The following is a 26391-nucleotide window of genomic DNA, read 5'->3' on the forward strand; positions in this document are numbered from 1 at the left end:
ACAATGAAATGGAAAGAATCTCAGCGTTTACCGATTTATGCACCGCCGCAGGCCTGTTCCGCTATGGAACTGAAGCCGGTGGTGTGCCGCCCACTCCGGTAAAGGCCGAGTGGCTGAACATCATCCAGGAAGAGCTGTGCAACTTCATTCTGGCTTACCTACCAAACCTGAATGCTGAAGATAATACCCAACTGCTCAAGGCAGTCCGGCAGCTCGTCTTGAACTACTACACCAAGCCTGAGACCGACGAACTGCTACTGCTCAAAGCACCGGTTAACTCGCCAAAACTGACCGGTATACCGGAAGCACCAACCCCCGCACCTGGGGCGAACACCAAGCAGATCGCGAATGCCGCGTTCGTCCAGGCTGCAATTGCCGCCCTGGTCGACTCTTCGCCGGGCACCCTGGACACATTGAGGGAGCTTGCCACCGCTTTAGGCGATGATCCGAACTTTGCTACGACGATGACGAACATCCTCGCAACGAAGGCCGCAAAGGCTGTAAGCCTTGCTGGTTACGGCATCGAGGACGCTTACACAGAAGCTCAGGTCGACGAGCTGCTGTCTCATAAACAAGACAAAAACACGGCTTTGATGGGGGCCAATGGATGGCGTCTGGATCACGCCACAGGGCTTTTAGAGCAGTGGGGGCAAGGCGGTGTAGGTGCGGATGGAGTGAGTGGCCCTATAGACTTTCCGACCCCGTTTGCTGAGGTCTACAACTGCTTCGGCAACAAAGTAACTCCCAACGCCACAGACGGAGATGGCAACTCGGCTGGTGCTTATGCGGTGAGCAATACTCAGTACAGGCTGTTCAACGATACGGTTAACTTTGGGGTGACGGTTCACTGGCGGGCAATCGGTAAAGCACCAGGATTTTGATGGTCATGCTTGCTTTTGGTGTATACAGATGAGACTTGAAAGTGGGGGCGCCCTTGGAGAACACAAGGCGATGGATAACTTTGACACATTGACGGCGAAGCCTTGGCTCTCTGGACCAACACGTCAACACTTCGTCCCAAGATTCTACCTAGAGGGGTTTTCGTCTTCAGGGTGGTTATCGGTTTTTGACCGAGTAAGCGGCAAGCTCAGAAAACAGCGCCCGAAGAACGTTGCGGTCGTGAGTAATCTTTATACTTTTGAAGATAAATATGATCGCAAAAGATTTGATCTTGAAGTTCTGTTCAGTCAAATCGAATCTGCGGCAGCACCTATTTTGAAGTCTCTTACAGAGGGTAAGCGTATAAGTGCCGAGCAACGCGAAACCTTCGCGGTCTTTATCGGCCTGGCAGCCGTTCGGACCCCTGCCGCGATTGCTGAAACTAGCGGAGTCTACGAGGAGTTTGTGAAAGCAAATTCTTTTTTGACTATGACTGACGAAGAAAAAATTTTTAATGACTTGGTGAATATGAAAGGGGTCGACGCCGATCATTCATTACTGAGGGAACAAGCCGGAAGGCTTGCAAAGATGGCCCGTGAGGGAACTTACGATGTCCAGATTGACAAAGGATATGCACGTAGTCGCTCTCTTAAAGTAATGGAAACTATCGCTAGAGCTATTTTGACTCGCGACTGGATGATTCTCCATGCGGCCAGCGAGGAACAGTTCTTTTTGACCTCAGATTCGCCAGTAATATTGCTGCCGACATCTACCGCCGCTCGAAATCATCCTATTGGCTACAGCTCCCCTCATGCCCAAGTCTTGTTGCCACTGAGCTCAAAATCCGCCCTGGTCGCCAGTGGGACGCTAGGCAGGACAGGACACTGCAACGTTGAAACTGAAAAGCTTCATCGATTCAATCTTGCAGTTGCTGAGCACTGTCATAAACATGTTTTTGGCGCTGATGAAATGCTATTGGAAAGCATCACAACTGAACTTGGGCTGGCAGGTACGGTTTGGAAGCCAAAAATGACCGTGAAAATAGAGCGTTTTATGAGGAGCGACGGCAGCACTAGCTCTGGAGCTACAGTTACACGCAAGGGAATTTGAGTGCGACCAGTTGGTAATGCGGTAATGCCAAGATTCGCGCTAATTCCAAAAGCTGAAAGGGTAACTCTTGGTGCCAATCATTGCGTTAAATAGTGCCAAATCCGATGCGCGCTTACACACGATGCGAAGCGAGCTGCTCTTGATCTTGCTTTTGATCTTGATCTTAGGCGCCCCGTTAACCACGCTGGCCGGAATTCGATAGTGATTTGGGGGGTAAACCGGCAGGGATGCCGGTTTAGCCGCCCCGCGCCATGGATGGCGCGTGGCGGCGGCCCCCCAAATCACTGTCGGATTACGGGCACACCGAGCCTGGGCGAGGTGCCGAGTGGTGGGGCGAAGCGTTTTTGGTTACTTTTGGCGCTCTTCCAAAAGTGACCCGCTGTAAGAGCGGAACCCTAAGTGGCCGTTACCGCAGCAACGGATATGTACCCGGTCCAATCCAAAAAAAAGGTCGGCCCAGAGGCCGTCATCGGGGGCAAGTCGAATCGTCGCACCGCCCCTCCCACATTTCCAACCGAGTACACCGGGCACAACTCCGCTCAGCTCTAGGGCCGCCAATGCAGCCTCCAGAAAAATTGCCCCCCTCACAATCCAAAATGAAGCTTTCATGACAAAAGTTCGGTAGCTCACAGCCACTTCCGTCTTGCCTATGTAACGCGCTGGAGGCCGCCACAAGCCGCCTCCCCAGCCGTCAGCGGGACGCCAGGAGTGGGGCAATGGGAACTATGGAACGTTACTCGAAAGTAGGCATGCAAGAGCTCGATCAGCGCCTGTCGAAGATCGTCGAGGCTGCGCGCAAGAAGCCGGTTTCGGTGTACCGCTACGGCGCGCCGTGGGTGTGGATCGTCTCCCAGGACGACTGGCAGGGCGCCTTGAAGGAAGTGTCCAGCTACATCCCGGCGGGGCATTCGCTGGTGTTGTTGCGCCCGCAGATCGACGAGGTGCTCGAGCAGCATCGCGACCTGCTCCAGGCCGCGTCGGGCATGTCGATCGCGCCGCAGACCGTGGTGCAGATCCTGCTGCTGCAACTGCTGTATTCGGTGCCCAGCGAACAGCAGTTGCACGAGCAACTGAACTACAACCTGCTGTTCCGCTGGTTCGTCGGCCTGGAGCTGAACCAGAAGGTGTGGAGCATCCACGCTTTGCAGCGCGACATCGCCAGCCTGTTGAACAACCCGCAGGCCGTGCAGTTGATCCAGACCATCATCGGTGAAGTGTTCTGTGGCGCCTTGCTGCACATGCCGGAGTTCTCCCTGAACTTCGCTTTGCTGCACACCTGGCTGGCGCGGCACAGCCATCTTTCGACCAGCAGCAATTGAGCAGGCCAGACGCCGTGCAATCGGCGACGGCGCAAAATCTTAGACAGTTAGGGGGCGGTGTGGAGCATCTGTTCAAATCAACGCTGGCGTTGTGCTGCCTGACGCTGGGCGTCCTGGCGCAACCGGTGTGGGCCGAGGAGGGTGGTGAGGCCCCGGCGCGTAAGGTGGACGTCAATGAGTACTTCGTGCGCGGCAATACCGTGCTCGATGCGGCGACGATCGAGGAGGCGGTGTACCCGTTCCTTGGCCCGCAAAAGACCCTGGACGATATCGAAGGCGCGCGCGATGCGTTGCAGAAGATCTACCAGGCGCGTGGCTACCAGTCGGTGTTTGTCGAGCTGCCGGAACAGAAGGTCGATGACGGCATCGTCTATCTGCAGGTCAGCGAAACCAAGGTCGGCCGCGTGCGTGTGGTCGGCGCCAAGCACTATTCGCCGGTGGAGATCCGCGAGGAAGTGCCGGGGCTCAAGGAAGGCGCGGTACCGGATTTCACCACGGTGCAAACCCAGTTGGCCGGGCTCAACCGCAGTGCCGGTCGGCAGGTCACGCCACTGGTCCGTGAAGGCCAGCGCCCCGGCACCATGGATGTGGATCTGCAGGTCGAGGACCAGAACCCCTGGCACGCCAGCCTCGGCCTGAACAACGACTACAGCGCCGACACCGAAAAGCTGCGCTCGGTCGCCACCCTGGGCTACGACAACCTCTGGCAACTGGGCCACAGCATTTCCCTGACCTACTTCACCGCGCCCCAGGACACCGAGAATGCCAAGGTCTGGTCGGGCTCCTACAGTGCGCCGCTGAACGAACGCTGGACCTTGCAGTTCTCCGGTTACCAGTCCGACAGCAACATCGCCACCATCGGCGGCAGCAACGTCTTGGGCAAGGGCCATTCCTATGGCGTATCCGCCATCTACAGTTTGCCGGCGGCGGGCAACTGGGCCAACTCGTTCTCGTTCGGGGTGGACTTCAAGGACTTCGACGAGCAGATGAAGTTCGGCGCCAGCAGCGACCAGGTGCCGCTCAAGTACGCGCCGTTCACCCTGGGCTACAACGGCTATCGCTACACCGAGCAATCCCAACTGGGGTTGGGCTTGAACCTGGTGGTCGGCACCCGTGCATTTTTTGGCTACGGCAGCGACGCCGAAGAGTTCGATTACAAGCGCTACAAGGCCAGTGCCAGTTTTGCCGTGCTCAAGGGCGACCTGAATTACACCTATACCTTCGCCAACGATTGGCAGTCGGCCTCCAAGGGCGCTTTCCAGCTGGCCTCCGGGCCGCTGGTGTCCAACGAGCAGTATTCCGCCGGCGGCGCCACCTCGGTGCGCGGCTACCTGGCGGCCGAGCGCACCGGGGACGAGGGCTATTTGCTCTCCCAGGAACTGCGCACGCCGTCCCTGGCCAAGTTCCTCGGCAGTTATGTGCAGGAGTGGCGCTTCTATGCGTTCGCCGAAGGCGCGCGCATGCGCCTGCACGACCCGCTGCCCGAGCAGGAAGACGAATACAGCCTGGCCAGTGTCGGCCTGGGCACCCGCGCCAGTTTGAGCAAGTGGTTGTCCGGCAGCCTGGATTGGGGTTACCCGCTGCTCGATGGACCGAACACCCAGAAACAGGACTCGCGACTGCACTTCAGTGTGCAGGCGACTTTCTGACTTTTTCTTCCGGAGACTTCACCCATGCAACGCCTATTCCTGAGCCTGTTGATCTGCCTGGGCTTCGCGCTCCCGGCCACTGCCCATGCCTGGTGGCAGGACGATTGGCACTACCGCAAACAGATTTCGGTGGACACCACCGCCCAGGGCGCCGCGATCAGCCAGGCCCTGGGCCGCACCGCACTGTTGGTGCGCCTGCACACCGGCAACTTCACCTTTGACGGGGTCAAGGACGACGGCGCCGACCTGCGCTTTGTGAGTGCCGATGACAAGACCGTGTTCAATCACCAGATCGAAAGCTTCGACCCGCTGATGGGCATGGCGTTGATCTGGGTCGATGTGCCCAAGGTCGAAGGCGGCCAGCGCCAGGACTTCTGGATGTACTACGGCAACCAGAAGGCCCCGGCCACCGCCAATGGCCAGCTGACGTTCGATCCGAATTACACCGCGCTCTATCACTTCGATGGCGCCAACGCGACGCCGCCACGGGACACCACGGCCTACGCCAACACCGCGTTGAACGCCACCGGCGCGAGCATCGACGGCGTGATCGGCCGCGCCTTGCAGTTCGGCGGCCAGCCGCTGCTGTTGCCGGCCAGCCCGTCGCTGCAACACGCCGCCGGCGCTGCCTTCACCTTCAGCGCCTGGCTGCGCCTGGACCAGGCCAGCGGTGAGCAAATCGTACTGGCCCGACGTGACGGTGCCCACAGCCTGTTGCTGGGCCTGAACCAGGGCTCGCCGTTTGTGGAGATCGACGGCCAGCGCGCGGTGTCGACCCAACCGCTGAACCCTGGCCAATGGCAGCACCTGGCGTTCACCGCCGAGGGCGACAAGGTCACGCTGTATGTGAATGGCCGTGAAAGCGCCACGCTCGCCGTGGCCATGCCTGGGTTCAACACGCAGCTGGCGGTCGGCGCCGACCTGCCGGAAGCCGGCAGCGCGCACCTGCCGTTCGCCGGGGCCATGGATGAGCTGCGCCTGTCCAAGGTGGCGCGCCCGGCCGCGCTGTTGCTGGCCGATGCGAGTGCCCAGGGCGCCGAGTCGAAACTGGTGGCCTACGGCGTGGATGAAGAACAGTCCGGCTTCGGCTTCGGCAGCCTGGGCTTTTTGCTCAACGCCGTGCCGGTGGACGCCTGGGTGATCATCTTGGTGCTGGTGGCGATGATGTTCCAGTCGTGGGTCATCATGCTGCGCAAGAACCGCCAGGTCAGCCGCCTCAGCAGTGCCAACGAAGTATTCCGCGAGCACTTCGCCCAGATCGGCACGCGCCTGGAGATGTATGCCGACGACGCGCAGTTGGCTGAGCGCCTGACCCACTCTTCGCTGTGGCGCCTGTACCTGGTGGCGGTCAAGGAGATCCGTACCCGGCGTGCCCAGGGCGCCGACACCTCGTCGGTGTCGGCGGCGACCATCGAAGCGATCCGTTGCTCCATGGACGGCGTGCGCACCCGTGAGAACCAGGCCCTGAGTTCCAAATTGTCGACCCTGTCCAACGCCATCGCCGGCGGCCCGTACATCGGCCTGCTCGGTACGGTGCTGGGGATCATGGTGGTGTTCCTCGGCACGGCCATGGCCGGCGACGTGAACATCAACGCCATCGCTCCGGGCATGGCGGCGGCGTTGCTGGCCACGGCCATGGGCCTGTTCGTCGCGATCCCCGCGTTGTTTGGCTACAACCGCCTGATCACGCGCAACAAGGAAGTCAGCGCCGACATGCGCGTATTCGTCGACGAGTTCATCACCCGCCTGGCGGAGATGCACGGCGAGAGCCAGCACAGTGAAACCGCGCACCGCCGCGACCATCACGCATCGGTTCCGGCCTGAGGAGAATCGCCATGGCTTCCGTAAATGCCTCACACGACGATGACGATGATGCCGCCGTCGACAGCATCAACATCACGCCCCTGGTGGACGTGCTGATGGTAGTGCTGGTGATGTTTATCCTCACCGCCACCGCCCAGGTTTCGGGGATCCAGATCCACCTGCCCAAGGCCAGCGCCTCGGTGTCGCTGTCGGAGGCCAAGACCAAGGCCATCTCCGTGAATGACGGCGGCCAGGTGTTCCTCGATGCGTACCCGGTGACCCTCGGCGAACTGGAAGAACGCCTGCGCATCGAGAAAGCGCTGAACCCGGACTTCCCGGTGATCGTGCGCGGCGATGCGATGGTGCAGTACCAGAAAGTCATCGAGGTGCTCGACCTGCTGCGCCGGCTGGAGCTGTCCCAGGTCGGCCTGGTCACCGGCAAACCGAGCCAGGGCTGAGTGATGACCGCACAGATCCCGATCGCGCCATTGCCGGTGAAGAACAAACCGCCGTTGCGCCCATTGAAATGGGGCGCCGGCCTGTTGCTGGGCGCCGTGGCGGCCTGGTTTCTCTGGCAGTGGGCCAATGACATGAGTGGCGTACGCCGTGAAGCGCCGAAGGTGCCGACGATTATTCCGTTGCCACCGCCGCCGCCGCCACCCCCGGAAAAACCCAAGGAGCCCGAGCCCCAGGTTGAAGAGAAAGTCCCGGAGCCGGTGCCCAGCCCTGAACCCGAAGAGGTCAAGCCGGCCGAGGAAGCACCGCCTTCACCGAATGAAGACCTGGCCAACCCGATGCAGATCGACGGCGATGCGCAGTCCGGTAACGACGGTTTCAATATCGGCGCCGGCAAGGGCGGCGGCATGGCCGGCAGTGGCGGCGGCGGGCTGGGGACCGGCACGTACAAGCAGTACCTGGCCGGTACCTATCAGCGCCTGATGCGCGAAGACCCGGAGCTGCGCAAGAAGGCCTTTGCGATACAGATAGACCTGTGGTTGGGCGCCGACGGCCAGGTGACGAAGGCGCTGGTGGCCAAGTCCAGCGGGGATGCCGACACCGACGCGCAGATGCTGGCGCTGATCCGTGCGCCCCGCGCCGCCCAGAAACCTCCGGCGTCGCTGACGCTGCCCATGCGCCTGTCCCTCAAGGGCCGGCGTCCGGATTGATTGCACGAAACCTCTTACCTACGGTTTTTTACAGGAGTTGCGTACACATGATTTCCCCCGTGAATCGACTGACCCTGGCGGTTGGCATGGTCATCGCGACCCTGGTCGGGCAGGCGGCGGCAGCCCCGGTTGCGCCCTCGGAAAACGTCACCATCAACCTGATCCGCCTGCTGGTGCAGCAAGGTGTGCTGACCCAGGACACCGCCAATGGGCTGATCGCCCAGGCCGAAAAGGAAGCCCAGCAGGCCCGCCAGGCCAACGCCGCGCCGGTGGTTGCCAGCGGCCCGGCGACCGCGCCTGGGGATGTGCGCGTGCAGTACGTGCCGCAGGCGGTGCGCGACCAGATCCGCGACCAGGTCAAAGCCGAAGTCATGTCCACCGCCAAGCAGGAAAACTGGGCGCAGCCCAATACGTTCCCCGACTGGATCTCGCGCATCAGCTTTGATGGCGATATTCGTCTGCGCGACGAGTCGCGCTACTTCTCGGGCAATAACAGCAACAACATCACCGATTTTGCCAAGCTCAATGACACCGGCCCATACGACGTCAACAAAAACTCCAACACCAAGTTCCCACCGCTGATCAACACCCGCGAGGACCGCGAGAACCTGTTCCGCCTGCGGGCACGCCTGGGCATGAAAGCGGTGATTTCGCCGGAATGGACCGCCGGCATTCGCATCGCCACCGGCTCCGACAATAACCCGGTGTCCACCACCCAGACCCTGGGCGGCGGCTTCGGCAAAAAGGACATCTGGCTCGACCAGGGTTACCTGAGCTGGAAAACCACCGACTACATGACGTTGACCGCCGGGCGCATCGGCAACCCGTTCTATTCCACCGACATGATGTATTCCAACGACCTCAACTTCGACGGCGTGGCGGCGATCTTCAACCACAGCCTCAACAGCGAGTGGGGCCTGTTCGGTACCCTCGGCGCCTTCCCGGTGGAGTACACCTCCGACACCGCCAGCACCAATGGTATCGACAAGGAAGACAGCGACACCAAATGGCTGTTTGGCGGGCAGATCGGCGCGGATTGGAAGATCAACCGCAGCAACCGCCTCAAACTCGCCGCGGCTTACTACCAGTTCCAGGACATCGAAGGCGAGCGCTCCAGCCCTTGCTCCACCTGGCAGGGCGCGGCAGGTTGCGACACCGACGGCACGCGCGTGGCCTTCATGCAGAAAGGCAACACGGTATTCAACCTGCGCAACAACACCACCAACCCGGCGGATCCTGCGCGCACACCCGACCCGCAGTACGTAGGCCTGGCGTCCAAGTTCGATGTGCTGGACCTCAACCTGGTCTGGGACAGCGAACTGCCCAGCGACTTCAAGCTGCGCAGCCAGGCCAACTTCATCCACAACCTGGCCTACGACAAGGGCGAGATGCTCAAGCGCAGCGAAGGCGAGATCGTCAACAACATCAACAGCAACGGCCAGTTTGAAAGTGGCGGCAATGCGCTGATGGTCTCGTTCACCCTCGGCAGCGCCCTGGAGATGCGCAAGCGCGGCGACTGGAATGTGTTGGCCGGCTACAAGTACATCCAGCCCGACGCCTTGCCCGACGGCTTCAACGACTCGTCGTTCCACCTGGGCGGCACCAACGCCAAGGGCTATTTCATTGGCGGCAACTACGGTATCGACAAGAACATCTACGCCAGTGCGCGTTGGTTGAGCGCCTCCGAAGTGTATGGCCAGCCGTTCGAAGTCGATGTGATGCAACTGGAACTCAACACGCGCTTTTGATGCGCAGGGAGACGCCACATGAACACACGAATCTGCGCGCTGTTACTGCTGCTGGTGAGTACCGGCGCGTCGGCCGAAGGCATGGAGGAGCGCCTGCGTACGCAACTGCGCAGCACCACCCAGCAATTGCAGGCGCTGCAAAGCGAACAGGCCCAGGCCAGTGCCGCACGGCTGGCCGCCGAAAACCAGGCCAAACAGGCCCAGGCGCACATCAAGCAATTGACCGCCGAGCTGGAAAAGGCCCGTGGCATGGCTGAGCAACTGGCCGGCCAGCAACAGAGCCTGCACAGCCAGGCGCAGGCCCAGGTGGCGGCGAGCAACGAGCAGATCGGCAAGTTCAAGAAGGCCTATGACGAATTGCTGGTGCTGGCCAAGGGTAAAGAAGTCGAGCGCGCGCGCCTGCAGGCGGCCTTAAGCGAACGTGACACACAAGTGCAGCAATGTTCAGTCAAGAATCAACAGATGTACGGCGTGGCCCAGCAGTTGCTCGCAGCCTACGAAAAAATCGATGTGGCCGAGGTGATGAGCATTCGCCAGCCGTTCGCAAGCAGCGCACGGGTCAAGTTCGAGGAACTGGCCCAGGGTTTTGGCGACGATCTGTACAAGAGCCGTTTTGATGCGCCCCAGGCAGCCGCCAATCACTGATAGACAAGGAAGAGATCACCATGAGCGAATTGATCACCAGCGTCACCGTCCAGAGCCTCACCGACCTGTTGCAGGGCGCCGGCTACCGGGTTAACCAGAGCGAACAGAACGGCATCGTGCAGTTGCTCAGCGCCAGCCAGGGCATCGGCTTTGCCGTGCGCTTCGGTAACCCGGCGGCGGAGCAGGGCAGCTATGTGGACTTCACCTACAGCTGCGCGCTGCGGGTACAGGGCGAGTTGCCCGAGGGCCTGGCCCCGGTATGGAACGCCTCGCGGCGCTTTGCACGGTTGTCGGTGCAGGGCGAGTTCCTGTTGATGGAAATGGACGTGGTGGTGGCCGGCGTTGGCGTCACGCACCTGCGCAGCCAGCTGGAATTGTGGGATCGCCTGTTGCAGGAGTTTATCGTCTACCTGCGTGAGTACAGCCAGCAGGCCGCGCAGTTGCAGGCTGCCGCGGTGGGTGAAGAGGCGGCGGTGCTGTGAAAAAGCCAACCCTGATGCTCGGCGCGGGGGCGCTGGCTGTGCTGGTGGTGGCCGTGGCGTTGAGCCTGCGACCGGGCAGCGACCCGGTGGCGGCGCAGCAACCGGCGCCGGTGATCAATCCCGCGCCGAGCGGGCCAGCGGTGGCGCGCCTGGGCAACCAGCAGATCGACCTGGTGGAGCTGAAAAGCGTGCTGGCCAGCCTGCCGGCCGAATCCCGCGAGCAACTGCGCGGCAACCGTGGCGCCCTGGAAACCTGGATCCGCTCACGCCTGGCGCAAAAAGCCGTGCTTGAACAGGCCGATGCCCAGGGCTGGCGCCAGCGCCCGGAGGTGGAGCAGCAGACCCGCGCCGCCGCCGAGCAGATCGTGTTTCGCGACTACATGCTGTCGGTCAGCCAGGTACCGGCCGACTACCCCAGCGCCGCCGAGTTGCAACAGGCCTACGACAGCGGCAAGGCGCAATGGGTGACGCCGCCGTTGTACCAGGTGAGCCAGATTTTCCTCGCGGTGAATGACCCGCAAAACCTCGATGCCGTACGGCGCCAGGCCCAGGAACTGAGCCGCAAGGCCCAGGCCGCACCGGCTGATTTTGCCGCCCTGGCCACGCAGTTTTCCCAGGACCCCGACAGCGCCGCGCGCGGTGGCGATTCGGGGATGCAGCCGTTGCAGCAACTGGTGCCGGAGGTGCGCGGCGCGGTGGCGCGGCTCAAGGTCGGTGCGGTCTCGGACGTGGTGCAGAGCCCGGCCGGGTTTCATGTGCTCAAGCTCATCGGCCAGCAACCGGCGCGCACCGCCACCCTGGACGAGCTGCGTGAACGCCTGACCCAGGCCCTGCGCGCCCAGCGCCAGGAACAGATCGCCAAGGCCTACCTGGAAGGCATGCTCAACACCGCGACCTTGAGTATCGACGGCGCCGAGTTGAACAAAGTGCTGGAGTAACACGCCTCAACCCGCATTGGATGCACAGACCAACCAGACAGGGAGTCTCCCATGGCATTTCTCGAACCGTCTGCCCCACAGGGGCCCACTGCTTACCGTGCACCTACCGAGCCACGCAGTGCCTGGCTGGCCCTGGCCAGCGAGATCGACCCGGAGGTGGCCCGCTACTTTCTGGTGAGTGCGCGCTGCGGCTGTTTCATGCAGGCCGCGCGCAGCCTGAATATCAAGGCAACCCTGTTGCGCAAGCGCCTGGCCCAGCTGGAGGAGCACCTGCGCCATGCGCTGTTCAGCTACCAGGGCAACGGCCTGGTGCTCAGCCGCGACGGCCAGCAATTGCAGGCCCAACTGATCGCCCTGGCCCATGAACGGCGCCTGCCGGTACTGGAACAGCCGCTGATTCGCCTGGCGGTGGCCGAGCCGATCCTGCACGACATCCTCGGCCGCGACCTGATCGCCTTGCTGCGCCGCAATGCCAGCGTGCGCCTGGAGATCATCTCCCTCGACAGCCACCTGTCCCTGCAGGCGGTGGACGTGGATGTGGTGCTGTGGCTGGCGGACACCGACGGCCCGGTGCCCGGCCCGAGCTTTGTCACCGAACCGCCGCGGGCGCTGGCGCGATTGCGGTACCTGCCGCATATCGCCAAGCGCTATTCACGCCTGACCACGCGCCCGGACAGCGTGGAAGACCTGGCTGACTACATGCTGGTGCAATGGCAGCCGGACGCCCAGGTCGAGGCGCTGCAGCCGTGGAACCAGGTGGTGCAACAACGCCAGGCGGCGGTGGTGCAGGTGCATGCCTATTCGCTGATGCTGGAGATGATCCGCTGCGGCGCCTGCATCGGTTTGCTGCCGCACTACATGAGCAGCTTCGACCGGGGGCTGGTGGCGTTGCCGGGGTTGTTGGCCGAGGACAGCATGCAGCGCCAGGTGTGGCTGGCGGTGAATGCGCAGGTGCGCCACCCCGAGGCGGTGCAGATGATCGTCGAGTTGATCGTCGGTACGTTCGAGGGGCGGCGGGAGTGGTTTGATTAGTGGAAACAGCTTTGCAAATCGAGCCGTTCACTGCTCTGGGAGGCTGGGCAGGCTGCCGCCACCGTTAAGGCGGCGACGGCCGTGCGCACCCCTCACTCGGGTGTGAAGGTTTTCCACTCGTTTACCGCTGGCTCCACTTCACTTCGAGAATCGCGCATCAGCCAGTACCTGCCTTCTGTGACTTCAAAGAAAGGGACGTTACCCATGGGAGCCTCTACGGTCAGGCCAGTGGCATTGGCCAGCTTCTGGGGGAAGGCCGTCTGGGCAGCCTTATCGACGAGCAATCTAAGTGAGGTGGATTTTGTTTTGTCGCGCACCGGGGCGATCAGTGTGGCAAGGCTTTCCGGCGTCTGAGAGGTGGCTTCATTCAAGGACCCTTCAAATGTGTCTAGGGTGACTTCACTCCCCACGATATTTAATCGGTTATTTGGATTTTTGCCCGATCCATCAATGAAAAATTCAAATTGTTTATTTTCAGACGGGATCATCAGAATACTCTGGGCCTTCTGTTCGGGCGCTGATAGTTTTTCAAAGTCTCGGAAGTCATCGTAGCTGCGTATCGTCGCATCTTGTCGCGTGGGGATGAAGCTGGGATCGCTGGGGGATAGTTTGACTTTTGGTGGCCCGAAACGAGAAGGTTTGTAATTTGTCTCGACTGTCGCAACCACGGGTTTTTCAGTGGTTCCGATATTTATCTGTATCGGCTTGCCGTGTGGCTTGCTCGCCGTGGCGCTGGTGTAGTCTTGGACATATTTTTGTTGCATCGTAAGGCCTGCGAGTGTGTCGACTTCATCTTTAGATAGTGCAGGAAACTCTTTTGTAAAGTCAGTTACAAAATCATTGAATACGTCTTGGGGGTGAGTGCCCAGTGCAAAGCCTGAGTACACTTTTCCTTCAAAGCCTTTGAACGGTACGCCTGTAACTTCATGTAGATCGGTAGCGAGAGCTTTATCACCTCCATTTGCGGAGTAGCAGGTGAGGATACGCGCTGCTTTATAGTCTTTAATGTCGATGCCTCGGCTCAAGAGCTCAAAATATATGTCGCTGGCTGATAGTTTTCTTCCACCTTCGCCCATTAGTTTTGTCGGTTCGCCCGGTTCTGGCTCATATCCATGCCCGATAATATTTATGCGTTTTTCACCGTTGTAGACATCTTCAAAAGTTTGAACGCCACCATCGATGGCCTTGACGTTTTCGATGCGCCCTCCCAACGCCACGATATTGTTCGTTATTGGCGATCGCGCAACTTCGGGCAACATGCCGACGGTATTGCTTGAGTTTGAATGTGCCGCAGATGCTGAGCCTGGAGAGCGTGTACGTAAGTGAAGTACCAGTATTGCGAGGTTGGTCAACAGATCGGTAACGGCGGCTTCCTTGTGGCCGTCCTTTTCATTGGCCAGGGTTTCGATATCGCCAAGGATTCCCTGAGTCTGCAACGCCAGGCCGATGACGGCTGCGGGACCGCGCAGGGCTGGCAATGCCGCGTTGAGCAGGAGAAATCCACCTTCTTTCAGTGTCGCCCAGCGACTTTCCGAGTTCGACACCGTCTGCCGTTCGGCCAACGTTGTCACGGCCTTGGCATTGGCCTCGTACAAGTGGTTCATCAATTGGCCTGATTGCAATTTTGCTTGCAGGTCATCAATCGCAGTACCGGAAGTGGCGAGCGTCGGCGCATCCGGGGTACGCAATGCAGTGAAGTCATCAGCAATGACTCGGTTAGCGTGCAGGTGAGGTTCGCTGAACCCGCCATGGTTATAAACAGTGCGGGTAGGTTCATCCGGTAGCCAGGCAAGAATATCGTTTTGCAACTTTCCGGGCTTCTGGATGGCTTCCATCAATGCCTGGCGCGAAGGAAACTGCAGCAAAGGTGCATCGGCCATCAGTGGGCGATAGAGAATATGCGGGCCGTGCGTGCTGTCCTTGGGTTCAATCAGGAACATATTCTCGACTACGTCAGGCTTCACGCCGGGCTCGCGCACGAACGCCAATGGACGCATCGTGATCTCCTTGCCATTGACATATTTTTGCCCTGGCGTGGGATCCAGTATTGCCTGGAGGTACCGGTACCCCATGGCGTTATCGAAACCCTCAGTGCCTTTGGCCGTGAGTTCCAAGGCTTTCATCTTCAGCTCAATGGGCACTTGTTGCGCAAAGCGTAACTGACGCTCTGTTTTCTTGGCGGGGTCGTCAAGCAACTCGCCTTTGAGTAGCTCAGGATAGTTTTTGCCGACATTGATTTTCTCAATCAGCTCATTGAGGGCATCTCTTTGCCCCAGTGTGGGTATCAGCGTCCCCGTCGGTTTGTGACGAACCTCAATGCTGCCGCCCGGTAACCCTGCAAGGTTCTGAATGAGCGCGTCGGTGAGGGACATTCTAGTGGTTTTGAGGGTGCCGAACCCGTTGGCCTGGGCTCCATACGGCGTGTGGAAGATCACTTCCACATCATTGCTGTCATAGGGGATAGGAGGCGGTGCGAGCGTTTTTAATTGGTCCTGGATATACGTGCGGATATCCGGGATACCGCTGTTATAGGTGTGTTCGTTGTTGCGATGCATGTAGCCCGCCAGTTCCATGGTGAGCTCATGCAGGATGAAGCGGTTGGCATCGGAGGTATTTTTTATCCAGTCGGACATCTTGTTCTGGGGCTGCCCAGGAGGCTGCGAGTCGAGCAGTGTGGAGTCGGTGGTGACTGCATCCGCTGCTTTGCTGTTGATAATAATGCTTGCTTGGATGTAGAACGCATTCACGTCCAATTGGGTGAGGGCGGTGCTGAACGTTGTGGTCGGCTGTTGTGTTTTCAGGTTTTGGTCCCAGGCCTGTTTGACTGCGGCCAACGAGGCATAGGGGGTTACCTTGCCGCTTGGCTCGCACACCAGCACGATCGTACGTCCCGCCACCTTACGTTCCATGACCAGGTTGGGGGTTAGATATTGCGGGGTATCGGGACGACTACTGTCAGTGCTGGAGAACCTATACACGATCACTTCGGAGCCGTCAGCCAATTTGGGACGTGTCGATCCTTGGGGATACCTTACCGCCATGTCGAGGGTTTCGCGTTGCAAGTCATCCAGCCCAGGGTGTTTCAGGCTGGCCAGGCGCAGGTTGCTACGTATCAGTTCACTGAGCATCAACCGACGATCTCCGGCGAAAATGGGCGTGACACTCACCGCCGTGTCGGCGCCTAAACCAGGGGCCGGTTCGTTGAAAGGTGGCTTGCCCCAATAATCGAGTTTGGCTGTCTGAAGCGCTTCGTTCAGCTTGCCGGGCAACTGGCTGATCGCCTGTTGGAGCGCTGATTTATCGATGTCAAGCGCGGTGCCCGCAGGATCGCCTGTACGTGCCTGCACGTCCGCACGAGTGTCGACAAACTTGCCGTCACTGCTGAACACGGGAGCGTCAGCGCCGGCGATGTGGTTAATCGCCAGTTCCATCAGGGGTATTTCCAGGTATTGACCGGGATTTGCCGGGTCGGGGACGGCGAAGGCCAACTGCTGGACATCCACATTCAATGAGGGGGATGCCTTATTGATGGCGTCCTTGAGCAATCCGGCTACCACTGCTTGCATGTTCGGTTCCCCTTCAAACAGACGCTGGCCGATGGTGTTCACGGGCCCAACGGTCGGCGGGGCGGGCGGCGTGGGTATGGCCGCATCGACCAGGTTGCGTCTGAACGGCGGTGTGGGAGTGGCGAAGCTGGGAACTGGGAGTCCTTCCCTGCGCGCCACGCGCTGTTTGGCTGCCTGTTGGCGTTCGCGAACCACAAGGGAGGCGGCGTCGTTCGGAGGATTGTCTTTGAGCAGGGCGGGGAAACCGTCGCGAATGAGCCCCGCGTTTTGTTCGGCCCACTGCGGTGAGCCGTAATGTTCGCGTACGCCGTAAAATTCCATAATGCCCGCTATCGGGTAGAGATAGTCTCCGTAGTTGTAGTTCGGCAAGGCCATCGGCCCGCTACCTCCTATCTCGCGGGCCACTTTCAAGATGGCAGGTTGAAGGGCTGCCCACTGTTTATGTTCAGCGGGAAGTGTGAGCCATTTGATGCGGCCGTCTGAGTCTGGCCCCCAGGCAGACAGACGCCCATCCGAATGGATCACTACACTTTCGATATCCAGGTTGTGTGCTTGCATGAAGCGCTTGAACGCGTCGCTGGAGAGCGCCTCTTTATAGGCTTGTGCTGCCTGTACATAGGACGAATCTTCAGGGGTACCGATGAGGACCCCCTTGGTCGCGTCGGCGCGGGGGTTCATGGCTTTGATTGTCACCAGCCTGCTGAGCATGCGCGCCAGTTCCCGGTCGGCTTCCTCGACACGTTCCGAAGGTGTCGGTGTGTGGTTTGCGTCAGCTACCCCCCTGGTGTGGTTATAGGTTGCCATGGCGATGGCGTTCTCTACTTCGGCTTGTGCCGTCCTGACGCGCGTGGCTTGCGGCGTAAGTGGGCCGTTTAAGGGCATCAGGGTTTTGAATTTATTGTTGTACTGCAAGTCGCGTATCGCACTGGGCAGGTCGTTTGGAAAGTTCGAGAAGGCTTCGCCATAGAAGTTGCTCACCACGTCAATGGGCGCGTTGCGTGCGCCGGTGTACCGAAACGATTCAAGTCGACCGGCGGCTACTTCTTTTGCCGCCGCTGCAACACCTGCGCTGGCTTCTTTCCAGCCGGGCGTATGGCTCGAGAAGAGTTGAATTTTGCCATTGATACTGCATTCCATATCATCCGCGTGGGGGAACCATCTGATCGTGGAAATATCGATGTTATTTTCCTTGGCATAGCGTGCAAACGGCTCTTGAGTGAGTGCTTGAGCGAAGAGTGCCCACGCCTGGCCGAAGGTGGAAAATGGTGGAATGTCAGTGATCGTTGGAAGTTGACCACCGTTTTTTATCACGGACTTTTTGCGACTTTCCAGCAACATCAATGCGGCGCAATACTGGCTTGCCATTTCACTGTCGCTTTTCTCCACAAGGTGTTTGCTTTGTTTCTGGATGCGTTGAAAACGTGCATCCGTTGGGGAGGGCTGCGGATTCACAGGCCACTGTGTGACAGTTTGAGTAAGTGATCGTTTGGCTCTTGGATGTTCTGACGCGCCATTGTTCTGACCGGCCTCCTGTGAGACCGGGTGCGGCTGTACGACAATCGCCTGGGGCGTGATAATCATGAGGTTTTCTCGTAATGGGCAGGGAAATAACGACACCGTAATTGCACTTTGCTGCGTCCGACGTATGACGCGTGGCTTGTAGGGAGTGGTATGGTTAAACTCGGCGGTTCCGCACGTGTGTATCAGGTTTATACGAGGCGCTATCCCGATGCAGAGTGAGCAGTGATGCAGGCCTCCCGCTTGAGCCTCATTTGCCATGCCGCCACACCCGCTCAAAAGTACGGGCGTTTTCCCGATAACGAGTCCGTGGTCATGGATTGGCAAGCGGCGGCGCTGTCCCTGGCCGGGCGCTATAAGAAGAAAACGCGTCTGCTGTGCGCGCCCGAGGCACGCGCCTGGCAAACGGCAGGGTTGTTCGGCAGTCAGGCGGTGATTGAAGAGGCCTTGCGCGATGGCGACTTTGGCAACTGGAAGGGCCAGGCCATCAGTCAGTTACGCAGCGATGCGTTGATGGACTGGATGACCCACAGCACCCGTGCGCCCCACGGTGGCGAGTCGGTCGAGCAGATTTGCGCGCGGGTCGCGGCGTGGATGAAAACGCTTGAGGCGCAACCCGGGCACGTGGTGGCCATTACCCATCCCTTTGTGATCCGCGCGGCGATGTTGCACGTCATGCAGTTTCCGGTGTCGATGTTCTATCGGATCGATGTCGAGCCCCTGTCCGCTACCGAACTGCGCTTCAACACGGTGTGGCGCCTGCGCCTGGAAACTCACGCCTGAGTGCGTGAACATGGCAAAATCCACGCCCCGCAATGAGAGCAACCCATGAAACGCATCCTGATCATCGGCATTGGCGCCGGCAACCCTGACTACATCACGATGCAGGCCGTGAAAGCGCTGAACCGCACCGACGTGTTTTTCCTGATGGACAAGGGCCAGAGCAAGGACAAGTTGATCGACCTTCGCCGCGAGATCTGCGAGACCTACATCACCGAACCTGGCTACCGCTTTGTCGAGGCCGAGTGCCCCGAGCGCGTACGTGGCGAGATCGACTACACGACTGCTGTGCAGGACCTCAACCGCGACAAGCAGGCAACTTTCGAGCGCATGATCAACGAGGAAATGGCCGACGGTGAAGTCGGTGCGTTCCTGGCCTGGGGCGACCCGGCGCTGTACGACAGCACTATCCGCATCTTGCAGGCGATCCTGGCCAGTGGCCGCTGCGCCTTTGAATTCGAAGTGATCCCCGGTATCACCAGCGTGCAGGCCCTGGCGGCCCAGCATAAGGTGGCGTTGAACCGTATCGGCAAGTCCATCGAGATCACCACCGGGCGTCGATTGGCGGCGGGGCAGGCCAGCGATGCCGATACCCTGGTGGTCATGCTCGATGCGGAAGATTCCTACCGTACGGTGGCCGATCAGGACCTGGATATTTACTGGGGTGCTTACCTGGGCACGCCAGACGAGATCCTGATCAGCGGCAAAGTCAGTGAAGTGGCTGAAGAGATCGAACGGGTGCGCAAGGCGGCGCGCCTGGAGAATGGCTGGATCATGGACACTTACTTGTTGCGCAAACCCTGAGGTAACGTCCCATGCTCAAACTGCTTGCCCTCGCACTGACCCTGGTGGCCGGCGTTGCCCACGCTGATTCCGAGCTGCACACCGATTTGCCGCTGGCGTACCTGGAACAGACCCAGGGCGATGCGCGCAACGAGCCGCTGGTGATTTTCCTGCACGGGTTCGGTAGCAATGAGGAAGATCTGTTTGGCATCAAGGACGCGCTGCCGTCCACCTGGACCTACCTGTCGGCCCGTGCGCCGACGCCGGTGCAGCCGAATGGCTTTCGCTGGTTTACCAAGGCGCCGGGTGACGGTGACTACGATGGTGTGACCGCTGATTTGCAGAGCAGCGCCAAGCTGATCAAGGACTTTGTCGGCAAAGCCACCGCCAAGTATCACACCCGGCCTGACCGGGTGTTCCTGGTGGGGTTCAGCCAGGGCGCGATCATGTCGTATGAGGTGGCCTTGCGCGACCCGCAGCTGGTGCGCGGCATTGCGGCATTGAGTGGCAGCGTGCTGCCGGTGCTCAAGGCTGAGCTGAAGCCGGATGAGCGCTTGAACAAATTGGCGATCTTTATCGGCCACGGCACCCTGGACCAGGCACTGCCGTATGCGTCGGCGACGCGGGCGAATGAGGTGTTGGTGGGGCTTGGGTTGAAGCCGGAGTTTCATGGCTATCCGGGGATGAACCACACCGTCAGTGAGGCGGAAGTGCAGGACTTGAAAGCGTGGCTGGAAACAAATTTGAAGTGAGCGCGCTGAATGAAGGTGGGAGGGGGCTTGCCCTAATGCCAGTCAGTTAAGGCTTTTTGTAGGAGCGAGCTTGCTCGCGAAAAACTCACAGGCGCCGCGTTCATTCAGGACGCACGCGTTATCGTTGACGTTTTTCGCGAGCAAGCTCGCTCCTACAGGAGGCGATGTACGCTTAACTGACTGGCATTAGGGCAAGCCCCCTCCCACATTTGATGGGCGTTGTCAGGACTCTTTGTTATTTGCCGCCGGTAATCTGCTTAACCAGCTCTGCATGCCCCTTCGTATCATCGGCCCGCGAGATCGCCTGGATTACCAGCAAGTGGTTGCCGGAGCCGCCGAGAAACGTGGAGTTCAAGGTCTTGCCACCGCCCTGGGTGGCGGTGCTGTCCACCTGGCGCAGGCCGAGGCCCTTGAAGGTCAGTTTCTTCTCGCTCAGCTTCTTGAAGTCGGGCAGGGCAGCGCTCTGGTCCTTGACGAAGCCGGCCACGGCGCCATCGAGGAACTGCGGGTCGTTGTCCTTGATGCTCACCCCGTCGTTACGCACGGTTTCGGCGACGATCACCACGCTTTTCGTTGTCTGGTTGGCGTACATCGTGCCTTGGGTATCAGCGGTGCCGTCCTCGGCCTTGCCGGCCGGGAGGGTTTCGGCGGCGTAAGCCTTGGGCAGATTGAAGTTGAACTTACCGCCCAAGGTGGAAATGGTTTGCGTGGCCGGCTTGGCGGCGGCGAAGACGCTGCCGGCGGTCAGCGCGAGGGCCAGCAGGATAGCGGTCTTGGTGAACGTGGCCATGAAGCGCTCCAGGGGTGAACGAGATTGCGGCACATTCTGTCAGAAAATTCGCAATATCGTTCGCCCTTAGCCTCACACCTTGTCGGACTCTTCCTCAAGCCGATCCATCTCAAACAGTCGCGCCAGTTCCGCCCGGGCTTCCTGGGCGGTTTGCATCACCTTGGCCGCATCGTCGTACACCGCGTGCTGGGCGGCGAGCACTTGCAGGTCGTGGTGCTTGAAGCGGGTGATGCGGGCATCGGCCTGGGCCTGGGTCAACCCAAGGCCCACCAGGGTGCGACGGCTCATTTCCAGGCTGGAGTAGAAGGTCTCGCGAACCGGCGAGGCGTCGAGGTCCACCAGGCGGTGCACGTGCTGGCGGTTACGCGCACGGGCGATGATCTGCATGTGCGGGTAGAGGTTGCGCACCAGTTCGGCGGTCTTGATGTTGATCTCCGGGTCGTCCATGGCGATCACGAAGAACTCGGCCTGGTCGACCTTGGCGGCGTGCAGGATCTCCGGACGTTGCGGATCACCGTAGAACACCGGCATGCCGCCGAAACTGCGGGTCAGCTCGATGGTTTCCACCGAGGTGTCGAGGGCGATGAAGGAGATGTTCTGCGCGCGCAGGATCCGCGCGACGATCTGCCCCATACGGCCCATGCCGGCGATCACCACGCGCGGCGCATCGCTTTCGATGGTGCGGTATTCCTCCGGTACTTCCACCGGCTTGACCTTGGGCTTGAACAGCTTGGGGCAGACCAGCAGCAACAGCGGGGTGACGGCCATGGACAGGGTGATGGTCAGCACTAGCACGTCGTAGAGGTGCGGTTCGAACAGGCCCTGGTCGCGGCCGATCTTGAACACCACAAAGGCGAACTCACCGCCCGCCGCCAGCACCACACCCAGGCGCAGGGCGCTTTCGCGGTTGAGATCACCTACCATGCGGCCCACGGCGTACAGCAGCGGCAGCTTCAAACCGATCAACAGCAGGGTCAGGCCGATCACCACCAGCGGTGAGCTGAGCAGCAGGCTGAGGTTGGCGCCCATGCCCACGCTGATAAAGAACAGCCCCAGCAGCAGGCCCTTGAACGGCTCGATCTGGGATTCCAGTTCGTGGCGGTACTCCGAGTCCGCCAGCAGCAGGCCGGCGAGGAAGGCGCCGAGGGCCATGGACACACCCACCAGTTCCATCAGCCAGGCGGTGCCGATCACCACCAACAGGGCGGTGGCGGTGGACACTTCGCGCAGGCCGGTCTTGGCGACGATGCGAAACACCGGCCGCAGAAGGTAGCGGCCGCCGATGATCACCACGGCAATACTGCCGAGGATCTGCAGGACGTGTTGCAGGCCCTGGGCTTCGGTGGTCGGATGATCGCTGCCGGCCAGCAGCGGCACCATGGCAATCAACGGGATCGCGGCGATATCCTGGAACAGCAGGATCGCAAACGCCAGGCGCCCGTGGGGCTGGTTCAGCTCCTTGCGCTCGGCCAGGCTTTGCAGGCCGAACGCGGTGGACGACAGCGCCAGGCCAAGGCCGAGCACGATTGCGCTGTTCCACGACTGGCCAAACAGCCACAACGCCACCGCTCCCATGACCAGGCCGGTGAGCAGCACCTGGGCCAGGCCGACGCCAAATACCGCCTTGCGCATCACCCATAAACGCTTGGGCGACAGCTCCAGGCCGATGATAAACAGCAGCAACACCACGCCCAGTTCGGAGAACTGCGCGACGCTTTGCGGGTTGCCAATCAGGCCCAACACCGACGGACCGATGATCACGCCGGCAAACAGATAGCCCAGCACCGCGCCCAATTGCAGGCGCTTGGCCAGGGGCACGGTCAGCACGGCGGCGAGCAGGAACACCACGGCTGCTTGTAACAGATTGCCTTCATGGGGCATTGCGAACTCCAGGATCTTTAAAACCAATCGACAGGAGGGTATTAGAGCGCTTTTTACCTTTCGAAAATTGTGTTTTTGCTGCGTTTGAGGGGACAACACGCCAGTGTGTGTCTGGCGGCGGGCGGTTCACACCGGCTTGCGGTATAAACCCACGGCCAGGCCGGCGATGATGATCGCAATCGAGATCAGGTCTGGCGAGGGAACGCGCTCGCCAATCAGCAGCATCGAACTGCTGATCCCGAACACCGGAATCAACAACGACAGTGGCGCCACCGTGGACACCGGGTACAGCTTGAGCAGCGAGTTCCAGCCCCAGTAGGCAAAGTGCGTCGCCAGGTACACCTGAAACAGAATGGACAGGATCGCAATGATGTCGAGGCTGGATTGCAAGCCTTCGAACGGCGCGCTGCCATGCATCAGCCAAGCCATGAGAAATAACGGGATCGGCGGAAACAGGCTGGCCCACACCATGAACGAGAAGACCTCAGTGACCCCCGACTTCTTGATGATGACGTTACCCACGCTCCAGGCCAGCGCACTGAGTACGATCAACATCACACCCAGCACTGCGTGGCTGCCTTCTCGGGTGGAGATGATAGCTGCCAGGCCGATCAGGGCCATAAATGCACCCGCCATTTGCGTCCCGCGGAGTGTTTCCCTGAACAACACGCAACCCCAGCCCATGGTGAAAAATACGCTGAGTTGAATGATCAATGACGCGATGCCGGGGCTCACACCCCTCTCGATGCCATAGTTGATCACGCCCCACATGCCCAGCCCGAAGATGACGCCGTAGGCGGCCACGTAGCTGAATTTGACGGCGGGGCGCTTGATGAAGAACACCAGCGGCAGGGCGGCGAGGGAAAAGCGGATGCCCGTGAGGACAAAAGGGTCGACCGAGCGCAGGCCGAGTTTGGTGATGGGGAAATTCACCCCCCATACCAGGGTGACGAGCACGGCTAGCGCCAGGTGTTTTTTCAGCATGGAATGTTCCCTTGGTCATGACGCTTTTTCGAGGGCGTTGATGTTAGGGGAGTGGCGGGTTGGCCCGCTTGCTATGCAAGGCCATCTTTTGACAGAATCGGGCCATGATTCCGACCTTTGATTCCGCCAGCCCAGAAGCCGTGGTAACGCTGCGCGAATACCCTTGCGGCACCGTCTTTGAGCGGCACACGCACTCACGTGGGCAGTTCGCCTATGCCTCCACCGGCGCGCTGAAAATGTTCACCGATCTCGGCAACTGGGTGGTACCGCCGCAACGGGCGATCTGGGTGCCGGGTGGTGTGCCCCATGAAATGCATATGCGCGGGGATGTGGTGATGCTCAATACCTACCTGGACACCGATGCCGCTAAGCGGGCGCGGTTGCAGGACCGCTGCCAGGTGTTTGAAGTGTCGCCCCTGCTCAGGCATTTACTGGAGGCGGCGCTGGCTATCGACTCCTCGGCATTACCCAGCGTGAGGCATCACTGCGTGCTGACGCTGTTGATTGATGAAATCGGAGCCATGCCCGAGCTGCCACTCAGCGCGCCATTGCCGTGCGAGCCGCGGCTGGCGCGAGCGTGTCAGCGCTTCCTGGATGCGCCCACGCAGAAAATCACCCTCGACGAGATGGCTGATTGGTCGAACATGAGTCGGCGCACCTTCACCCGCCATTTCTACGAGGGCACGGGGATGACGTTCGTGTCCTGGCGCCAGCAGGTGTGCCTATTGGAAGCCACCGCACGGCTAAGCCATGGCACGTCCATCACCGATGTCGCGTTCGAATTGGGGTTCAGCAGTTCCAGTGCATTCACCTCCGTGTTCCGGCGCAACCTGGGGGATTCGCCGGCGCGCTACCTGGCCAAATCAAAGGCTGCGGCGCAGTTCTGAGCCTTCGCGACCGCCACGCCGGTCAGGATTCACCGTTCTACAGGCCTCCCTTTGTTATTATCGCCGTCCCTCGTTACCAGGAGTCACCGGCCCATGCAGCACCAGTGGGATGAAATGCACCGCACCCGCAAGCCCACGTTCGTATTGTGCGGCGAGCCTCAGGGCGATGTGCTCAATCTCTATGTTCACGGTTACTCGGCGTTCTTTAACCGGCAACAGCTGGGCAATTTCAAGCAACAGCTGGCGGGTATCGAGGGTTCGACCAACCTGATGCTGTTCTGGCCGGCGGGGCATTTTCTGGAAAACCTGTTTGCGCCCTTCAAGGAGGTGATCGCCGCGATGCTGGGTGGTGGCAGCATCGGTGCCGCGACCGTCGGCGTGGGCAAGGCGATTGCCTATTTTCTCGACCACTACAAAAGCGTCGAGGCGCGGGTGGAGGAAGTGGCCAGGAGCTTACTGCCGGAGCTGGCCAGCTACCTGCATGGCGAGGCGCTGCAGGTGCGGCGTATCAACCTGATCGGGCATTCCCTGGGGGCGCGGATTCTGGTCAAGAGCCTGCTTGCCAGCCCGGATACCGCACGGGAACTGCCGTTGGACAACCTGCTGTTGATGGGCGGAGCGATCTGTACGTCCAGCCCTTGGGATGAGGTGTGTGCGCCGCTCAAGGGGCGGGTGATCAATTGCCACTCCAGCAAGGACTGGGCCCTGGCCATGAAGCCGGACACCGAGCGGTGCATCGGCCGGTATGCGATCCCGGTGACGCCGGCACTCAAGGCCAAGGTTACCAATGTGCACCTGGCTACCTTTGATCATGCCGCGTACTGGCCGCAGTTGCAGACCGTGGTGCAGTACACCGACCTCTTGCATGAGCGGCGCGGCGTGATCCGCGCCGACCAGCGCAGTAGCGAGGTACGCTTTGCCGAAGAGGACACCGACTTGCTTGCGGCCCTGGTGCAGGCGCGGCCGGAGGAGCTGGCGTTCCTGGCCGAATTGATGGCGCAAAAGCGCAGTGCGTCGATTGACGCCACGGTACGCGAGCCGCTCAAGCTGGCCATCGAGTTGCAGCGCATGGGCGGCGACAGCTTTATGAACCTTGCCCGTGGCCATGGCGTGAACTATCGGCAGATTGCCGAAGAGGTGGCGCAGCGACTGGGAATCAAGTTTGCCGAGCCCGTTGAAACGGTGGCACTGGCTGACCTCGAAGCCCAGGTCGCGGAAAAACTGCTCGAGCAGTACAAGGACAAACTCAGCCACGCCGACCGCCAGGTATTCGACGCTGAACTCAAGGCGGCGGCGCAAAAGGAGCTGGGTCTGTTCAGCCGTTTCGATGTCGGCCGAACAGCCACTACGGCGTTGAGCGGCACGGCGCTGGCCGGGTTGACCGGGTTTATCCTGCGTCGTGGTGCGGCCTCCGCGATCCCGGTGGTCGGCCAGGCGTTGGCGGCGGCGATGTTGCTGGTGAGCGGTGTACGGGCGTTTTCCGGCCCGGCGTACTCGATCACCACCCTGGCCGTGGTGGTGATCGGGGTGATTCGCCAGCGCATGGAGCGTGAAGCCTTGAACCAGGAGATGGACCTGGTGGTACAGGTCGTGGAGGCGTTTGACCTGCCTCGGGAGACGGTGATGCGCACGGTTGCGTCCGACTGATAAGCTGAGCCCCTGTCGAGTATGTTTGCCTG

At 60.4% G+C, this 26391-nt stretch carries 21 protein-coding genes; 17 read left to right on the forward strand and 4 right to left on the reverse strand.

All coding sequences use genetic code 11. The features are described 5' to 3' along the window. Nucleotides 1–8: 8 nt before the first annotated feature. The 12 genes from BLW22_RS11060 (at nucleotide 9) to BLW22_RS11115 (ending at nucleotide 12771) form a co-directional block, all read left to right on the forward strand. Entirely contained in the window at nucleotides 9–881 is an 873-nt protein-coding gene (locus tag BLW22_RS11060) for a gp53-like domain-containing protein (protein ID WP_074846260.1), read from the forward strand. Between the two features lie 70 nt (nucleotides 882–951). Beyond that, complete coding sequence (locus BLW22_RS11065; RefSeq protein WP_159440244.1) at nucleotides 952–1989, forward strand: DUF4238 domain-containing protein; 1038 nt, start codon at nucleotides 952–954, stop codon at nucleotides 1987–1989. A gap of 725 nt (nucleotides 1990–2714) precedes the next feature. Beyond that, the gene (locus BLW22_RS11070) at nucleotides 2715–3308 is read left to right on the forward strand and encodes a transposase (RefSeq protein ID WP_074846266.1); all 594 of its coding nucleotides are present in this window, start codon (nucleotides 2715–2717) and stop codon (nucleotides 3306–3308) included. A gap of 59 nt (nucleotides 3309–3367) precedes the next feature. Next, entirely contained in the window at nucleotides 3368–4957 is a 1590-nt protein-coding gene (locus BLW22_RS11075) for a ShlB/FhaC/HecB family hemolysin secretion/activation protein (protein WP_065949049.1), read from the forward strand. Between the two features lie 24 nt (nucleotides 4958–4981). Then, on the forward strand, nucleotides 4982–6781 hold the full coding sequence (locus BLW22_RS11080) for a DUF2341 domain-containing protein (protein ID WP_065949048.1): 1800 nt from the start codon (nucleotides 4982–4984) through the stop codon (nucleotides 6779–6781). An 11-nt stretch (nucleotides 6782–6792) separates the two neighbouring features. After that, complete coding sequence (locus tag BLW22_RS11085) at nucleotides 6793–7218, forward strand: ExbD/TolR family protein (RefSeq protein ID WP_010211136.1); 426 nt, start codon at nucleotides 6793–6795, stop codon at nucleotides 7216–7218. A gap of 3 nt (nucleotides 7219–7221) precedes the next feature. Next, nucleotides 7222–7926: an energy transducer TonB family protein gene (locus tag BLW22_RS11090; RefSeq protein WP_065949047.1), complete on the forward strand. Its 705-nt coding sequence runs from the start codon at nucleotides 7222–7224 to the stop codon at nucleotides 7924–7926. 47 nt (nucleotides 7927–7973) lie between these two features. After that, a complete protein-coding gene (locus BLW22_RS11095) occupies nucleotides 7974–9674 on the forward strand; it encodes a putative porin (protein WP_074846269.1) in 1701 nt (566 codons plus the stop codon). An 18-nt stretch (nucleotides 9675–9692) separates the two neighbouring features. Continuing rightward, nucleotides 9693–10319 (forward strand): DNA repair protein, encoded by a 627-nt coding sequence (locus BLW22_RS11100; protein WP_065924372.1) that lies wholly within the window; start codon nucleotides 9693–9695, stop codon nucleotides 10317–10319. A gap of 20 nt (nucleotides 10320–10339) precedes the next feature. After that, nucleotides 10340–10801, forward strand: a complete 462-nt coding sequence (locus BLW22_RS11105; protein WP_074846272.1) for a YbjN domain-containing protein — start codon at nucleotides 10340–10342, stop codon at nucleotides 10799–10801. Beyond that, the gene (locus BLW22_RS11110; protein WP_074846275.1) at nucleotides 10798–11739 is read left to right on the forward strand and encodes a peptidylprolyl isomerase; all 942 of its coding nucleotides are present in this window, start codon (nucleotides 10798–10800) and stop codon (nucleotides 11737–11739) included. The genes BLW22_RS11105 and BLW22_RS11110 overlap by 4 nt, the downstream gene beginning before the upstream one ends. 51 nt (nucleotides 11740–11790) lie before the next feature. After that, nucleotides 11791–12771: a LysR family transcriptional regulator gene (locus BLW22_RS11115; protein ID WP_065939816.1), complete on the forward strand. Its 981-nt coding sequence runs from the start codon at nucleotides 11791–11793 to the stop codon at nucleotides 12769–12771. Between the two features lie 92 nt (nucleotides 12772–12863). On the opposite strand, the gene BLW22_RS11120 is transcribed toward BLW22_RS11115, so the two are convergent. Next, entirely contained in the window at nucleotides 12864–17918 is a 5055-nt protein-coding gene (locus tag BLW22_RS11120) for a dermonecrotic toxin domain-containing protein (protein WP_143045122.1), read from the reverse strand. A 165-nt stretch (nucleotides 17919–18083) separates the two neighbouring features. Here BLW22_RS11120 and BLW22_RS11125 point away from each other — a divergent pair, with 165 nt between their 5' ends. From BLW22_RS11125 to BLW22_RS11135, 3 genes are read left to right on the forward strand one after another with little or no spacing between them, the layout of a single operon-like run. After that, complete coding sequence (locus tag BLW22_RS11125) at nucleotides 18084–18638, forward strand: histidine phosphatase family protein (protein ID WP_074846282.1); 555 nt, start codon at nucleotides 18084–18086, stop codon at nucleotides 18636–18638. Nucleotides 18639–18683: 45 nt separating this feature from the next. Beyond that, nucleotides 18684–19439, forward strand: a complete 756-nt coding sequence (gene cobF / locus BLW22_RS11130) for a precorrin-6A synthase (deacetylating) (RefSeq protein ID WP_065924378.1) — start codon at nucleotides 18684–18686, stop codon at nucleotides 19437–19439. Nucleotides 19440–19450: 11 nt separating this feature from the next. Then, nucleotides 19451–20170, forward strand: coding sequence for an alpha/beta hydrolase (locus BLW22_RS11135; protein ID WP_074846284.1), 720 nt, complete (start codon nucleotides 19451–19453; stop codon nucleotides 20168–20170). A 235-nt stretch (nucleotides 20171–20405) separates the two neighbouring features. Here BLW22_RS11135 and BLW22_RS11140 read toward each other — a convergent pair whose 3' ends face one another. From BLW22_RS11140 to BLW22_RS11150, 3 genes are all read right to left on the reverse strand, one after another. Beyond that, a complete protein-coding gene (locus tag BLW22_RS11140; RefSeq protein WP_074846287.1) occupies nucleotides 20406–20960 on the reverse strand; it encodes a DcrB/PsbP domain-containing protein in 555 nt (184 codons plus the stop codon). A 72-nt stretch (nucleotides 20961–21032) separates the two neighbouring features. Further along, nucleotides 21033–22841, reverse strand: coding sequence for a monovalent cation:proton antiporter-2 (CPA2) family protein (locus BLW22_RS11145; protein WP_065949041.1), 1809 nt, complete (start codon nucleotides 22839–22841; stop codon nucleotides 21033–21035). A gap of 126 nt (nucleotides 22842–22967) precedes the next feature. Next, on the reverse strand, nucleotides 22968–23825 hold the full coding sequence (locus tag BLW22_RS11150; RefSeq protein ID WP_074846290.1) for an EamA family transporter: 858 nt from the start codon (nucleotides 23823–23825) through the stop codon (nucleotides 22968–22970). A gap of 104 nt (nucleotides 23826–23929) precedes the next feature. On the opposite strand from BLW22_RS11150, the gene BLW22_RS11155 reads away from it, so the two are divergent. Both BLW22_RS11155 and BLW22_RS11160 read left to right on the forward strand, forming a co-directional pair. Beyond that, on the forward strand, nucleotides 23930–24712 hold the full coding sequence (locus BLW22_RS11155) for an AraC family transcriptional regulator (protein ID WP_065924383.1): 783 nt from the start codon (nucleotides 23930–23932) through the stop codon (nucleotides 24710–24712). Nucleotides 24713–24805: 93 nt separating this feature from the next. After that, nucleotides 24806–26359, forward strand: a complete 1554-nt coding sequence (locus tag BLW22_RS11160; RefSeq protein ID WP_074846293.1) for a DUF726 domain-containing protein — start codon at nucleotides 24806–24808, stop codon at nucleotides 26357–26359. Nucleotides 26360–26391: the final 32 nt, after the last annotated feature.

The organism is Pseudomonas marginalis (genome assembly GCF_900105325.1).
GTDB classification, from domain to species: Bacteria; Pseudomonadota; Gammaproteobacteria; order Pseudomonadales; family Pseudomonadaceae; genus Aquipseudomonas; species Aquipseudomonas marginalis.